Below are 13,377 nucleotides of genomic sequence, written 5' to 3' on the forward strand. Positions count from 1 at the left end.
TGGTAGACTTATCCACAGTTGCTGGTAACAAAATCAGCAATCCGCCCTGGGTCAAATTTCAATCGGCAGGGTGGGTCAATTTTCCATCAGCGCCAACAGCTTAACTCTTCGCAACGATACCAGCGGACTAAAGAAACACGCCCGGACTGATCTTCTCTACGCAGACTGGAATATTCTGCACTTCCACCTAAGCAACGAGCCAATCCCGCCTGGGCAATTCTTCTCCAAGCCCGCAGATTACCTTGCCTTCTGCTTGATCGGCGGAAACGTAGCAGCTGTGATAGACGTACTTCCTCACCCCGACCGTGCAGGGTTCGCCAACACTGACCTCTTTGCAACGATGGCTGACTCCTGGCCGCGCTACATTGAACAATATGAGCTAAAAGGAATCCTTGGCGGTAATGAAGGGAATAAATTCTCTTCCTCTGATATTAGCCAACTACGAGAGGCAGGAATTACCACGTTCACCGAGCATAACGGTAAAATATATATGGGGCCCGGCGGGGGAATAACATCAGCAGGAACTTCCTTACAAGTTGTTCGCAGCAGCGACTATCTTCGAGATACCGTTGACTCTCTCGCCAAGATGGTAGATGACCCTCAGGGGCAATACCGTAGTCATCCAGTAATTCAAGAAATCCCCGATCCTAATTTCATGCTCACGCTGGACCCGAGAGGTCTTTCCATTCGGGAGGATAAAAGTCAGGGCCACTTCACGATTAATAGGCCGAAGCCTGGGGAAGAACCGACTCGCTTTGAGTCAATGAGCGATATGTTGGTCCCTGAGTGGGCTATTAACTCTTTCTTTTAAGTAACTTAGCCGCATCGCGCAAATCCCCTCACTGAAAGACACACAACGTCCTCAGGAGGTGAACCATGCAACAGCCCAACGACTACGCCAAGATCAAAGCCGAAGGGGGTCCTTACGACTCCCTGATTCAGACCGCAGCGGCGAACCACGGGGTCTCCTACGACCTCCTGCACAAGCAGCTCTTTAAGGAATCCTCGTTCAACCCTAACGCCAAAAGCCCTACAGGGCCTCGCGGTCTCGGGCAGTTCACTAAGGCCACCGGGCTTGCCTACGGCCTGGAGCGGGATGAGGACTTCTACAACCCAGAGAAATCCATCGACGCAGCCGCTCGGCACATGCGTGACAACATCAAGATCGCTGGTGGCGACGAACTCAAAGCCCTCCTTCTGTACAACCAGGGCGGGGGCCGAGTGGGCCGTAAGCAGCTCGAAGCGTATGACCGTGGGGACTTCACCGGGGTCTCCGAGGAGGGCCTGGGCTACATGCAGGCTCTCATGGATGTCACCAACACCGGCAAGAAGGCTGAGCTGGATTCCTTCGTAAAGCCAAGCGGCGGGTTTGAGGCTCCCGCTGGCATTGAAGCAACACCCAAGGCTGTCCCAGGGAATGTCCCCGACACCTTCGCCTCCTTCGATTTGGCCGGTCAGGACGTAGCACCGAAGGCAACACCGTTTGCCCAGGAGCTTTACGAAACCACCGGGAAAACCAGTGATGAAGACCAAGGGTTCTTCGAGGGGGCTGGCAACAACGCCTCCGTGGAACTCAAGACCTCAGTGCTCGGCATGATGATTCGCGCTGTTAACGAGGCCCCGCCTGAAGCTGACTTTATGCAGACCTACACGGTGGTTCAGGACCTGTTCAACGATCCGTTCGACCTTGGGCGGCTCAGTGACTGGCAGGATGAGGACTACGACAAGCTGCGTTCCTCTGGCCTGGACCCTCAGTATTACGATGTGGTCCTCCGTGGCTATCGCCGCAACTTCGATCAGAACCTGGCTCTCGCTATGGAGAACCAGAAGATGGGCGAAAGTACCCAGGGTGATCGCATGGGTGCTGCCCTTGTTGGCGGCCTCGGTTCTGCCCTTGGCGATCCATATTCCCTCGTGAATCCCGCTAAGGGTGCAGCGGGCAACCTGGGAGCGCGCCTGTTTGGTGGTGCCATTGCGGGTGGTGCCATCGGTGGTCTATCAGAGCACAGCGCCGCCAAGGTGTCTGGCCGTGAGGAACACCTGGGGATGGCTATCGCTGGAGGCGCTGCCTTCGGCGGTACGCTCAATGGGCTCCTCGGGGCTCGTCCTGATAGCCGCGCATCGTGGGACCTAACGGATGACATCTTGGCACCCGTAGATGCCCCTGAGTTTGCTCCGATTGACTTCATGGCCCCACATGACCTCCAGTCCCTTCTAAATGGCACAACCCAACGCCTACAAAGCCGCGAACAAGCGCGTCTGAAGGGCCTGGATGAAGACCCCGCAGCAATGCCCTTCCGTGAAGGTGAAGAGGTCAAGCGAAGCGCCTCCGGGGATTATCTGGATGTTCCGTGGGACCCGGACGCAGCTCGCACCCTGGACGGTTCAATCCACAGTGGTGGCAGTCCGATAAACCCGAAGACCATCGAGGAGTTCACTGAGCTGCATAAGGGTGACGACCGAGCAGCGTGGGGCGTTCACCTCGGAGACATTACAGAGATCGGCCTACGCCTCGGCTCATCGGAGAACCCTGAAAGGCGCTCTCTGGCGGCTGACCTCTTCAGGTCTTCCACTGGGTATCAGGATGGCTCCAACGGAAAGTTCGGAGCGACTGTCTCGGACATCTCGGAGCGACTGCGCAGCCAGGACAACGTGGTCCACAACAAGCTGGCCGAGAGCTTCGATGAGGCCCTGAAGGACCCATTCTGGCGTGGCCAGCGGATGTCCAAGGGTGCTAAGCACGAGCTGATCAGTCGGCGCGTAGTGGAAGCCCTGGAGTCCCAGCAGACGGCCAAGTTGTCGCCCCCGGAGATGAAGCTACTGGAAGAACTGCGAACCCACATGAACCAAAAGTGGGACTACATCAGCAACCCGGCGCAGTTCGGAGACCTCCGGGCGAAGGCCCTACTGGAGGACACTCGGCACTTTTCCACGTACTTCCCTCAGCGCTACAGCTCTGCGGCGAAGGCTCAGGCAATCCAGCGGTTCGGTGGTGAGGAAGGCTTGCAACAGGCAATCGCTCACTCGTGGATGGCTTCCTATATGTCCCGCCCTCATGTTCGCCAGCGGGTGGACAAGATGATTCAGGAAGGCTTCGATAAGGCCAACAAGGGCAAGCCCGATGCCAAGCCGATGACCCCGGAGCAGCTTCGGGAGGCCGTTGAGAAGTACGCCAACGATAAGGCTTATGGCATCAGCAACTCCGACCGCTTCACGGCTAACTCGCTTGTAGAGGAGCACCTGAAGGACGGCGCTGGCCTGGAGAACAACGACTACCTCGAAGCGCGGAACCTGTTCGACTCCGATATGCAGGTCCAAGCGCCTGACGGCGGGATGTTCTCTGTGAACGACCTGAGGGACTTCAACCTCCTCCGGGTGGTCCCGCAGTACGACCGCAGGGTGAACGGTGACATCGCCATTATGGGTGGCACCGGGAAGTCCACGCAGGAGCTGAAGAACCTCGTCAACGGGATGCGCCAAAAGGCAGGCCCAGGTAAGGACACACTGGAGACTGACGCTCTACTCGATGCGATCAAGATGTTCACCGGGCGTGCTCGTAGAGACCCTGATGGTGTCTGGGCGACCTTCGCTCGGTCCCTGAACGATGTTGGCTTTATGACGAAGAACGCCTACATGGGCGCTCAGAACATCACTGAGGCCGCTTCGTTGATCGTTAAGGGTCACCAGCGGATGCTCCTGAAGGGTGTCCCGTTGCTCAAGCAGTGGACCACGGCTAAGGCTAAGCTGGCACCCGAGGACATCAAGCAGATGCACGGCTTGCTGTTCGGACGGGAACTGGACGATCTCATTCGGCCAGAGCGCCAGGACATCGTGGATAACCTTCGCCAGAACAGCAGTGAGATAGGCGCTCAGGCCGCAGGGAGCGTTAAGTACGCCACCCAGGAACTCTCGGCTCGCTCACCGTTCACTTGGTTACTCAGGGAGTCCGGCAACTACCTCATGGATGCTGGCCGCCAGGGTGCCCTCGTGGACCTTATCGACCACACCCTGAATGGCAAGGTGACTGACCTGTTCAGCCCTGAGCGTCTGCGCTCTGCCTCGGTGTCCCCTGAGCAATTCAAGGGGATTCAGGACCTGATCAAGGCCCACTTCAAGCAGGACCGCAAGTCTGGCAAGTGGCGCATTCAGAACCCCGAAGGGCTGGCCTCGGATGTCCGCTCTATGGACCTCTACCGGCTCGGGGATCGTGTAGCTGATGAATCCATGCTGCGTCCCCACAAGATGTCCTTTGCGCCCTCCAAGCAGTACGGGGCGGGATGGGCGATGGCCCTTCAGTTCAAGATGTTTGTCCTGAGGAGTCTCAATGGCCGCATGGCCCGTGGATGGATGGAGGCAACCCGCAATGGGCAAGTTCTCGATCAGACCATGCAAGTGCTTGTCTCGGTGGGTTTGGCCACAGCGTTCTATGCCGCAAGTGCCCACACGAAAGCCCTGGGACTGCCTGAACGAGCCCGTGAGAAGTATCTGGAGAAGGCGCTGAGCCCAAGCATGATGGCCTATGCGGCGATCTCAAGGAGTTCCCATGTAGGTGCTCCGCTCGGCGTGGCGAACTTCATCAGCGCACCTCTGGGGTTCGATCAGGCGGCCATGTTGCGGACCTCTATTCTCCCGCGAGAAAAGCGAGAGCAGCAGGCAGGCCGAGCGATCAAGTACAACCCGCTCCAGTCCGACCTCGTTAGCGGTTTCGTTGGGGGCGTAGCAGAGCAAATCCCAGCGGCTAACGTCGCAGCACATGGGGTCCAAGCTGGCTACTCCGCGATCAACCTTATGGGAGATCAACCCAGAGCCGACAAGCAGGGCCACATGACGGGTCTCTGGAATGCTCTGCGGCAGTTCGTCCCAAATGACCCACTAAGCCAAAGCCTGATGCAACGCCTTGCTGAGGACCAGGGCGTAGACCGGGCTCGTTAAAAACCCTCACTTTAAGGGAGGGGGACTTAAGGTTACTTCTTAAAGTCTTCCTCCCTGCCTTCTCTTGGTGACTCAGTGAGATGGTCGGTTCCTTCGTGGGCTGATCATCTTCATTGACCACTCCCCTCACCCATCGCTGGGCACTCCATCAACACAGTCTTTCCGATTGCTCCTCGTGCCGACTGCCAGTCCCATTGTCGTGGGTCTGTGTGCTGGCCGTTGGGAGCGAACTCGGGGAGCAATCGAAAGGAAAAACGACAATATGAATATCGATATTAAGCACAAGCATGCTGGACACGTCATTGTGATCGAAGGTCACCCCTTCAAGGCCAATGCGGCAGGTCAGTGGAATCTGACTGAGGTATGGCGTGCTTTGAAGTTGGACCCGAAGAAGTCTCCGGGCCAATGGCGAACCAAGGAGGCCAAGCGACTCGAAGCTATGCAGAATTTGCACAGCTCCAACGGGGCAGCTTCTTGGGCAACAAAACGAGCAACCATCGAGTATGCAGCGTGGGTCTCGCCGGAATTTAAGGACATGGTGTTCGATGCCTTCGAGGCGGTCCTTGAGAACCCTGAAGTCGCACATGCGGTGGCGAAGGTCATGCACGAGTCAGGGCACCGGCATAGCGCGACAATACTGGAGCGGATTCTTACCGAGAACCAAGAGCGGAACAGCATTCTCCGAGGTCTCTCCAAAGGCCGCACCTTAAGCCCTGCGCAGCAGGAGCACCGGCGGGTAAGCCGTAGGATCAATGCCGAGGCCACTAAGGCTCACAAGCAAGGCCGAGAGTGGTGCTGACCATGATTGCCACACCTCACCGTAAAACCATCAAGTGCTCGAAGGAGATGAGCCATGTGTGAACCAGTATCCATCGCTATGGCTGTAGTGGCTGTAGCAGGTGCTGCGATGGGCGAGCACGACAAGGCTAAAGCTCAAGGGCAGGCCGAGGACGCAAAGCGTAAGTCTCAGATCGAAATGATCAAGCAAATGAACATCTCGAATGCCGACCTCACCTTGCAGGCCAAGGACAAGGCCGAGCAGGCCAACCAGCAGATTACCGAGATCAACCTTAAGTCCTTACGGAACCAGGGCATGGTCGCAGCGGCAATCGGCGAGTCCAACCTTTCAGGCAACTCCATGGACCGCATCAAGCGCGTCACTGATGCTGAGTCCTCCCGCGAAAAGATGTCCGTAGTGGATAACTACCAGCGGGACTACCAGAGCATCTTTGCGAACCAACTGGGCAACGTGGAAAACACAAAGTCTCAACTGAAATCTATGGCACCGCTAATCCGCACCTCCAAGCTGGCCAGTGCGTTGAATGTTGCATCTGCTGGCATGGGGGCCTATAGCGCCTCGGGTGGTCAGTTTGGCAAGGGAGGCGGTACGACCAACGTAGGGGAAGCCAGGGAAGCAGCATTGGCAGCCAAAAAGAATGGCGGCGGGAATGCACCGTCTAATTGAGCGCTCAGATAAACGCCAACGGCTAAACCGCAGGATCAATGCTCAGGCCGCCAAAGCGCATAAGCAAGGTCGTGAGTAGCACTAATCACGCAAGCAGCTAACAGAGACAATCAGAAGGTAAACAACCCTACTTAGGAAACGGTCATCTCTTAAACTATTCGCAAATAACCGATGATTTCATTTTCAAAAATAGTCCTTGCGGTTTATTACTATTGAAGAATAAATGGAATCATCACTTTTTTCCTGAACCCCTTTCTCTCGCACACAAAACACAAAAGAAAATATTGCTGACCTCGTAAGCTGAAGAAGCTGTCGAAGATTATCAACAAACTCCGACTCGCTCACCTTAATAACATCACCACTAACCTTATACGAATCATAAACATCCTCCTGACCTTTAGACTCATATATGACAATAAACTTATGCTCTAAATCATTCCTCCACTGCTTGAAAAAAGCCAACTCTCCATCTTTGCGATCATTAAGATCGGAAGCCAAGCTGTAAAGGGAAAGCAGCCCTGGATTTTTAATATCCTCAAACATTGCTCGCCGCCCTCCACTGTCTAATTGCCAAAAACTTTGAAAATACACCATCTTACTTTCAGGATGAACTTTATATAAATCACAGACCGCAGCGGCTATTTTGTCCAACACGCCGAAACAAATTCTAAAAGCAGTTCGTAGTTTCTCTACATCCACCCCTAACAACTCACCATTATAAAGCTCAGAGTAGCAAGACTCGTGGTCATCATCCTCGTCTATTTTTTCGTAGAGGTATTCATAATAGAATCGCCTCGCCAGGGAGAACTCAGACTTCAGCCTATTTAAAACCATTTCCATTGAAGGAATGAAGTCCCCATAAACGCCCGAGCGCGTCAAGATCGTAAGGTTATCTCTGGAACTACCCGCACACGAGCAATAAAGGCCGTGTTCTGACAGAGAAAGATGGTTGGCTAATGTAAACTTTCGGATATCGCTAAGAGCTTCAAATTCCAAATGACTCTCATGCTGATCGACGCTATCGTCAGCCGCCTCGACTCCCAAATCAAGACGCTCACCTATAATCTTCTCCTCATGAAGGCTGACTTGACTCTGATAGTAAGCCCTCCAAGGAGTGGGTATTTCTTGTGACAATAGAGCTTGTTCGTAGCCGCGCTTAACTTCATGCATCATTTTCAACGTGTATGAGCCCGAAACTTGGTTCAGCAACATAAGTGTCTCTGAGCGATTAATCCAAGCCTGCGGAATATCTAACCCAATACCAATTACCTGATCATAGAAGTGCAAAGACTCACTCAGTCTAAATTGTCTTTTCAGGATATTAGCAAGATTCACAAGAGCCTGCGGAGGCACCTGTTCACCCTCTCGCTTGTGATGCTTTATAGACTTCCAAAGCAAAGACTTTATTTCAATCAACTTCTCAATTGACTTAAAGGTAACCTCGGCCGGATCAAACCCACGAATAAAATTCACCTTGGCATTACTAAGATTATAGTAGTACTCCGCCTCACCTATTACCTTTACGATACTTTCCCTGTATTGCTCATAAACCCTTAAACCTTGCTCAGCAGAGACTATATTTGGCTGCATCGACCCTAAATCGACAAGTATAGCCGCAATATTAACAATGAAAGCATCTCGCAGTTCACCAGCGGCCATATTTTCGATTTCAGGAAGAAGAGTCATCAGCCTTGGAAAACATTGAGGAAACTCCCCAAAACCAACGAGGCGTGACAATTCAATAAGCTCTTGGTTTATAAGATTCGCCTTCACTGCCTACCCTCAACCGTCGCGGTGCTAAACGGCAATTAGACCTATATTTATTTAGAGTCCAACCACAAATAAAACCCAAGAAAACTCAGCATATCCATGCGAATAACTCGATCAACTTAATACGCTTAGGGTGTCGCTGGGTAAATCTCTCCCTGGAGATCATTTATCATCGCGGAAAGTGTGTTTCTATCAGCACCAAGGTGTACAAGTTTTTCAATATTCTCAGCGGTAAAGAACCTACGACCAGCCTCAACAACCGCTTGGGCTTTCAAAACACCCTGAGGCACTTCTCCTACCCACTTTGCCATTGCAGCAAGTTGTCGGGGCTTCATCCCTTCAATCTCTGATATGCGGGTTTTGCTGAGATCACGAATTGGGGTGATTAAGTTGACAACCAACATATCCTTGAAGCGTGCTTTGATAAAAAGCAGACCGTCCAGATTAGCTAAATGTACAGACTTCGTGGGCCATCCCTTCCCATCATTGGCTTTACGGTTCGAGGTCTCAAAGAACACATCAGCCTCAGCCTTGGTCATTGGAACTTCTTTGGTTATCTCGCTCTGACCTCTATCCGCGCGCGCTTTCAGCATTGGGAAAAAACCAGCATCCACAGCCCCCAACAAACGTTGCTTCTTGTCCTGAAGGTCCTTGTAGTCTTTTTCCAGCCCCTCAATCAGTCCCAGAAGCCTGGGCATATCATTGAGCATGGCCGTGACTGCATCTATCCGGCGCTTCCTCGCTATAGCCTGATCCACCCGCTGGCGCTCACGCGTAAAAGTCATACCGAAGTGGGTTTTACCGCAATGGCTACCAATAGCAGTTTCCAGACCATCGCTGGTGGTGATCAAGTAGCCAGCAAAGTGCGGGGTATGGCATGACTCAATGCCACAAGGGATTTTCTCCAGAAAGCGGTATGGCGTCACAACGGCACCGAAACGGCGCGTAGCTTTTGGATGAAACGGGAGGGAGCTATGAAAGTTCGGCCTCGCGAGGAGGTCTTCATAAATAGCAATCACATCGAAGTTCTGGTCCATGATCTTCTGCCTCATAAGGTGATGAAGTAGCTATATGCCATACTGTTTTTAAATACAGTACAAGTCAATTGCACGGCTACATTTCGACTGAATTGCTTCAGCTACCTATGAGAAAACTGGCCAAAAATCTGAGTCCCCTTACCAATAGGAAACTCAGTCCGCTTACCCCCATGCCCACCCTCAACGACACACCCGAAACACCCGTCCCAGAGCCCTTGAGTGTTAGAAAGATGTTCAACGTTTGTTAGAAAAACCTGTTGACGCACTCAGGGATGCACCCGCTAAGATGCCACCTCCTGACCTTCATTAGGACAGCATCAGAGCAAAGGTTTCAGGGTCGGCCAGACGTTATCCAGCAGCTTGGGTTGCGCTACGGCAGCAGGGTGAAGGCCGTCGTTCTGCATCATCGCAGGCACGCCACCTACGCCCTCCAGCACGAAAGGCACCAGGGCAGTGTCGTACTCCTGCGCCACCTGAGGGAACACCGCAGCGAACGCCGTGGTGTACCGCACACCGTAATTGGGCGGCAGTTGCATACCCAATATCAGCACCTTGGCCCCCTTTTGCTGCGACGCTTGCACCATGGCCGCAAGGTTTTGTTGCAATTGCGCAGGGGGCTGGCCACGCAGGCCATCGTTGCCACCCAGCTCGATAATCACCAGCTCCGGCTGATGCTCTGTAAGTAGCGCAGGCAGCCGTGCGGCGCCGCCTGCACTGGTGTCGCCACTGATCGAAGCATTGACCACTCGATGGTCAAAACCCTCCTCCGCCAAGCGTTTTTCCAGCAAGGCGACCCAACCCTGTCGGGTATCCAGGCCAAAAGCCGCGCTGATACTATCGCCGACGACCAGTACGGTACCCGCGAACGCCGCCGGCCCCCACAGCAGCAGGCTCAGGGCAGTACCGATCAACCACTTACGCATTGGATTCTCCATGAGCTCAAGTATTCTCACCGCGCGAAACCTTAGCAAAGTGGTCCCCAGCACGGAAGGCGAGCTAACCATACTCCATGATCTGTCACTGGAGCTGGTATCTGGCGACAGCCTGGCGATTGTCGGCAGCTCCGGCTCGGGCAAGTCCACCCTACTCGGCCTACTCGCAGGTCTCGACCTGCCCAGTAGCGGCAGCGTTGTACTGGCTGGCAACGACCTGGCCAGTCTCGATGAAGATCAGCGTGCACGCGTGCGCGCCGAGCACGTCGGCTTTGTCTTTCAGTCCTTCCAGTTGCTCGACAGTTTGAATGCCCTGGAAAACGTCATGCTACCGCTGGAGCTTGAAGGCCATGCCGACGCCCGCCAGCGTGCCCGCACCCTGCTCGACCGCGTCGGTCTGGGCCAACGCCTGACCCATTACCCACGCCAGCTGTCAGGCGGTGAACAGCAACGCGTGGCCATCGCCCGCGCCTTTGCCGCCGAGCCTGCAGTGCTGTTTGCCGACGAGCCCACCGGCAACCTCGACAGCCATACCGGTGAGCGCATCAGCGACCTGCTGTTCGAACTGAACAAGGAGCGCGGCGCGACCCTGGTATTGGTCACCCACGACGAGCGCCTGGCGCACCGCTGCCAACGCCTTATCCGCCTGGAAGGCGGCCATTTGGTCGACCACGTGGAACCTTGATGAAACAGCTTCCATTTACCCGCCTGCTCTCTCTAGCTAGCCGTCAGTTGCTGCGCGATGCCCGCGCCGGCGAGCTGCGCGTGCTGTTTTTCGCCCTGCTGATTGCGGTCGCCGCCAGCACAGCCATCGGCTACTTCAGCGCCCGCCTGAACGACGGCATGCTGCTGCGCGCCACCGAATTTCTGGCCGCAGACCTGCGCCTGACGGGCAGCTCGCCCAGTGCCCCGGAACAGATCAGCAGTGGCAAACAACTAGGATTGGAACACGCGCAGCTGGTCGAATTTTCCAGCGTGGTCGCCAGCGATGCCGGCATTCAGCTGGCCAGTATCAAAGCGGCGGACAACGCCTATCCACTGCGCGGTGAACTGAAGAGTGCCGCCGCACTGTATGACGTTGAACAAACCGGCGCCGGCCCACAGCCCGGTGAAGCCTGGGCCGAAGCCCGCCTGTTTGTCGCGCTTAACCTCAAACCCGGCGACAGCGTTGAAGTCGGCGCGAAAACCCTACGTCTGACCCGCGTATTGACCTTTCTCCCGGACGAAGCCGGCGACTTCTACAGCCTGACGCCGCACCTGCTGATGCACCTGGACGACCTGGCCGCCACCGGCGTGGTGCAACCTGGCAGCCGCGTGCGTTATCAGGAGCTGTGGCGCGGCGAGGCTGATGCCTTGGCGCAGTATCGTCAGGGCATCACCCTTGCGCCCAACCAGCGCCTGGAAGATGCCAAAGATGGCAATCGTCAGGTCGGCAGCGCCCTAGGCCGCGCCGAGCGCTATCTGAACCTTGCTAGCCTGGCCGCCGTGCTGCTGGCCGGGGTTGCGGTGGCCTTGTCGGCGGCGCGCTTTGCCGCTCGCCGTTTTGATTCCAGCGCGTTGCTGCGCTGCCTGGGGCTGTCGCGCAACCAGGCACTCGGTCTGTTCAGTCTGCAATTGGCACTGCTGGGGATAACCGCCAGCCTGATCGGCGCACTGCTGGGATGGCTGGCGCAGCTGGCGCTGTTCAACCTGCTGCAGGATTTGCTGCCGGCACAGATTCCGCCTGGCAGCCTGTGGCCAGCGCTGGCCGGCATGGCCACCGGCCTTGTGGCGCTGGCCGGCTTCGCCTTGCCGCCACTGGCCGCGCTGGGCCGTGTGCCGCCGCTACGGGTACTGCGCCGCGACCTGCTGCCCGTGCCGGCCAGTTCCTGGCTGGTGTATGGCGCCGCCTTGCTGGCTCTGGGCCTGATCATGTGGCGCTTGAGCCTTGATCTGCAGCTGACGTTCGCCCTGCTCGGCGGCGGCCTGGTCACCGCGTTACTGCTCGGTGGTCTGTTGCTGCTCGGCCTACAGAGCCTACGCCGCATGCTGGCCGGCGCTTCGCTGCCCTGGCGGCTGGGGCTGGGCCAATTACTGCGTCATCCACTGGCTGCTGCCGGACAATCGTTGGCGTTTGGCCTGATCATTCTGGCCATGGCGCTGATTGCCTTGCTGCGTGGCGAGCTGCTCGATACCTGGCAGGATCAGCTGCCCGAGAATGCACCCAATCACTTCGCGCTGAATATCCTGCCGGCGGACAAGGACGCCTTCGCCACTCGCCTTAATGAACTATCACCGCACCCCACACCATTGTTCCCTGTGGTGCCCGGTCGCCTGGTAATGATTAATGGCGAGCCCGTGCGGCAGATCGTCAGCAAGGAATCCCAGGGCGAGCGCGCAATTCGCCGCGACCTGAGCCTGACCTGGGCCGCGGATTTGCCTGCAGATAACAACCTCATCGCCGGCAGTTGGTGGACGGATGCCAATACCAGCGAATTGCCGGGCGTATCGGTGGAGTCCGAACTGGCCGAAAGCCTGCAACTGAAACTCGGCGACCGTTTGAGCTTCAGCGTCGGCGGCCTTAACCGTGATGCGGTGGTCAGCAGCCTGCGCGAAGTGGACTGGAATAACTTCCAGCCCAACTTCTATATGATCTTCCAGCCCGGCACCTTGCAGGATCTGCCGGTCACCTACCTGACCAGCTTCTACCTGCCGCCGCAGTACGAAAAGCAACTGGTCGAACTGTCGCGCGCCTTCCCGGCCGTAACGCTGCTGCAGGTCGAAGCGCTGCTCGCGCAGCTGCGCAGCATCCTTGCCCAGGTCACCCTGGCCATTGAGTTTGTTCTGCTATTCGTCCTGGCCGCCGGCCTTGCCGTATTGTTCGCCGGGCTGCAAGCGACGCTGGATGAACGCATCCGCCAGGGCGCTCTACTGCGCGCGCTGGGCGCCGAACGCAAACTGTTGATCAAGGCGCGCCGTGCCGAGTTCGGCCTGCTTGGCGCATCCAGCGGCCTGCTAGCGGCCTTTGGTTGCGAGCTGATCAGCTTCCTGCTCTATCGCTTTGCCTTCGACCTCGCCTGGCAGCCACATCCCTGGCTGCTCTTGCTGCCCTTGATCGGCGCGCTATTGGTCGGCACGGCAGGCGTTCTCGGCACGCGCAGGGCGCTAACCATCAGCCCGCTGACGGTGCTGCGCGAGGGCTGATAGACTCGCGCACCACTCCCAACAAGCTGAACTAATGAGTCGCTACCGCCCACCCCGC

General features: G+C 56.2%; 9 protein-coding genes. 6 read left to right on the forward strand and 3 right to left on the reverse strand.

Translation table 11 applies throughout. From position 1 onward, the window contains the following. The first annotated feature begins 70 nt into the window (after positions 1 to 70). From Q8O69_RS12590 to Q8O69_RS12605, 4 genes are all read left to right on the forward strand, one after another. Complete coding sequence (locus Q8O69_RS12590) at positions 71 to 811, forward strand: hypothetical protein (RefSeq protein WP_305592603.1); 741 nt, start codon at positions 71 to 73, stop codon at positions 809 to 811. A gap of 65 nt (positions 812 to 876) precedes the next feature. Then, a complete protein-coding gene (locus Q8O69_RS12595) occupies positions 877 to 4,932 on the forward strand; it encodes a transglycosylase SLT domain-containing protein (RefSeq protein WP_305592605.1) in 4,056 nt (1,351 codons plus the stop codon). A 262-nt stretch (positions 4,933 to 5,194) separates the two neighbouring features. Continuing rightward, entirely contained in the window at positions 5,195 to 5,731 is a 537-nt protein-coding gene (locus Q8O69_RS12600; protein ID WP_305592607.1) for a hypothetical protein, read from the forward strand. 54 nt (positions 5,732 to 5,785) lie between these two features. Beyond that, complete coding sequence (locus Q8O69_RS12605; RefSeq protein WP_305592609.1) at positions 5,786 to 6,397, forward strand: hypothetical protein; 612 nt, start codon at positions 5,786 to 5,788, stop codon at positions 6,395 to 6,397. A gap of 183 nt (positions 6,398 to 6,580) precedes the next feature. Here Q8O69_RS12605 and Q8O69_RS12610 read toward each other — a convergent pair whose 3' ends face one another. The 3 genes from Q8O69_RS12610 to Q8O69_RS12620 all read right to left on the reverse strand — a co-directional run bounded on the left by Q8O69_RS12610 (position 6,581) and on the right by Q8O69_RS12620 (position 10,127). Further along, complete coding sequence (locus tag Q8O69_RS12610) at positions 6,581 to 8,170, reverse strand: LA2681 family HEPN domain-containing protein (protein ID WP_305592611.1); 1,590 nt, start codon at positions 8,168 to 8,170, stop codon at positions 6,581 to 6,583. 125 nt (positions 8,171 to 8,295) lie between these two features. Beyond that, positions 8,296 to 9,204: a hypothetical protein gene (locus Q8O69_RS12615; RefSeq protein ID WP_305592613.1), complete on the reverse strand. Its 909-nt coding sequence runs from the start codon at positions 9,202 to 9,204 to the stop codon at positions 8,296 to 8,298. A 317-nt stretch (positions 9,205 to 9,521) separates the two neighbouring features. After that, positions 9,522 to 10,127: an arylesterase gene (locus tag Q8O69_RS12620; RefSeq protein ID WP_305592615.1), complete on the reverse strand. Its 606-nt coding sequence runs from the start codon at positions 10,125 to 10,127 to the stop codon at positions 9,522 to 9,524. A gap of 10 nt (positions 10,128 to 10,137) precedes the next feature. On the opposite strand from Q8O69_RS12620, the gene Q8O69_RS12625 reads away from it, so the two are divergent. Both Q8O69_RS12625 and Q8O69_RS12630 read left to right on the forward strand, forming a co-directional pair. Beyond that, positions 10,138 to 10,821, forward strand: a complete 684-nt coding sequence (locus Q8O69_RS12625; RefSeq protein ID WP_305592617.1) for an ABC transporter ATP-binding protein — start codon at positions 10,138 to 10,140, stop codon at positions 10,819 to 10,821. Then, on the forward strand, positions 10,821 to 13,319 hold the full coding sequence (locus Q8O69_RS12630) for an ABC transporter permease (protein ID WP_305592619.1): 2,499 nt from the start codon (positions 10,821 to 10,823) through the stop codon (positions 13,317 to 13,319). The genes Q8O69_RS12625 and Q8O69_RS12630 overlap by 1 nt, the downstream gene beginning before the upstream one ends. The last annotated feature ends 58 nt before the right edge of the window (positions 13,320 to 13,377 follow it).

Origin of the sequence: Pseudomonas sp., from assembly GCF_030690725.1 — a bacterium.
Classification (GTDB): domain Bacteria; phylum Pseudomonadota; class Gammaproteobacteria; order Pseudomonadales; family Pseudomonadaceae; genus Aquipseudomonas.

Coding starts and splice junctions, on each gene's coding strand:
- Q8O69_RS12620 (WP_305592615.1), bottom strand. CDS start 10,127: ATGCGTAAGTGGTTGATCGGTACTGCCCTGAGCCTGCTGCTGTGGGGG.
- Q8O69_RS12605 (WP_305592609.1), top strand. CDS start 5,786: ATGTGTGAACCAGTATCCATCGCTATGGCTGTAGTGGCTGTAGCAGGT.
- Q8O69_RS12595 (WP_305592605.1), top strand. CDS start 877: ATGCAACAGCCCAACGACTACGCCAAGATCAAAGCCGAAGGGGGTCCT.
- Q8O69_RS12625 (WP_305592617.1), top strand. CDS start 10,138: ATGAGCTCAAGTATTCTCACCGCGCGAAACCTTAGCAAAGTGGTCCCC.
- Q8O69_RS12615 (WP_305592613.1), bottom strand. CDS start 9,204: ATGGACCAGAACTTCGATGTGATTGCTATTTATGAAGACCTCCTCGCG.
- Q8O69_RS12630 (WP_305592619.1), top strand. CDS start 10,821: ATGAAACAGCTTCCATTTACCCGCCTGCTCTCTCTAGCTAGCCGTCAG.
- Q8O69_RS12600 (WP_305592607.1), top strand. CDS start 5,195: ATGAATATCGATATTAAGCACAAGCATGCTGGACACGTCATTGTGATC.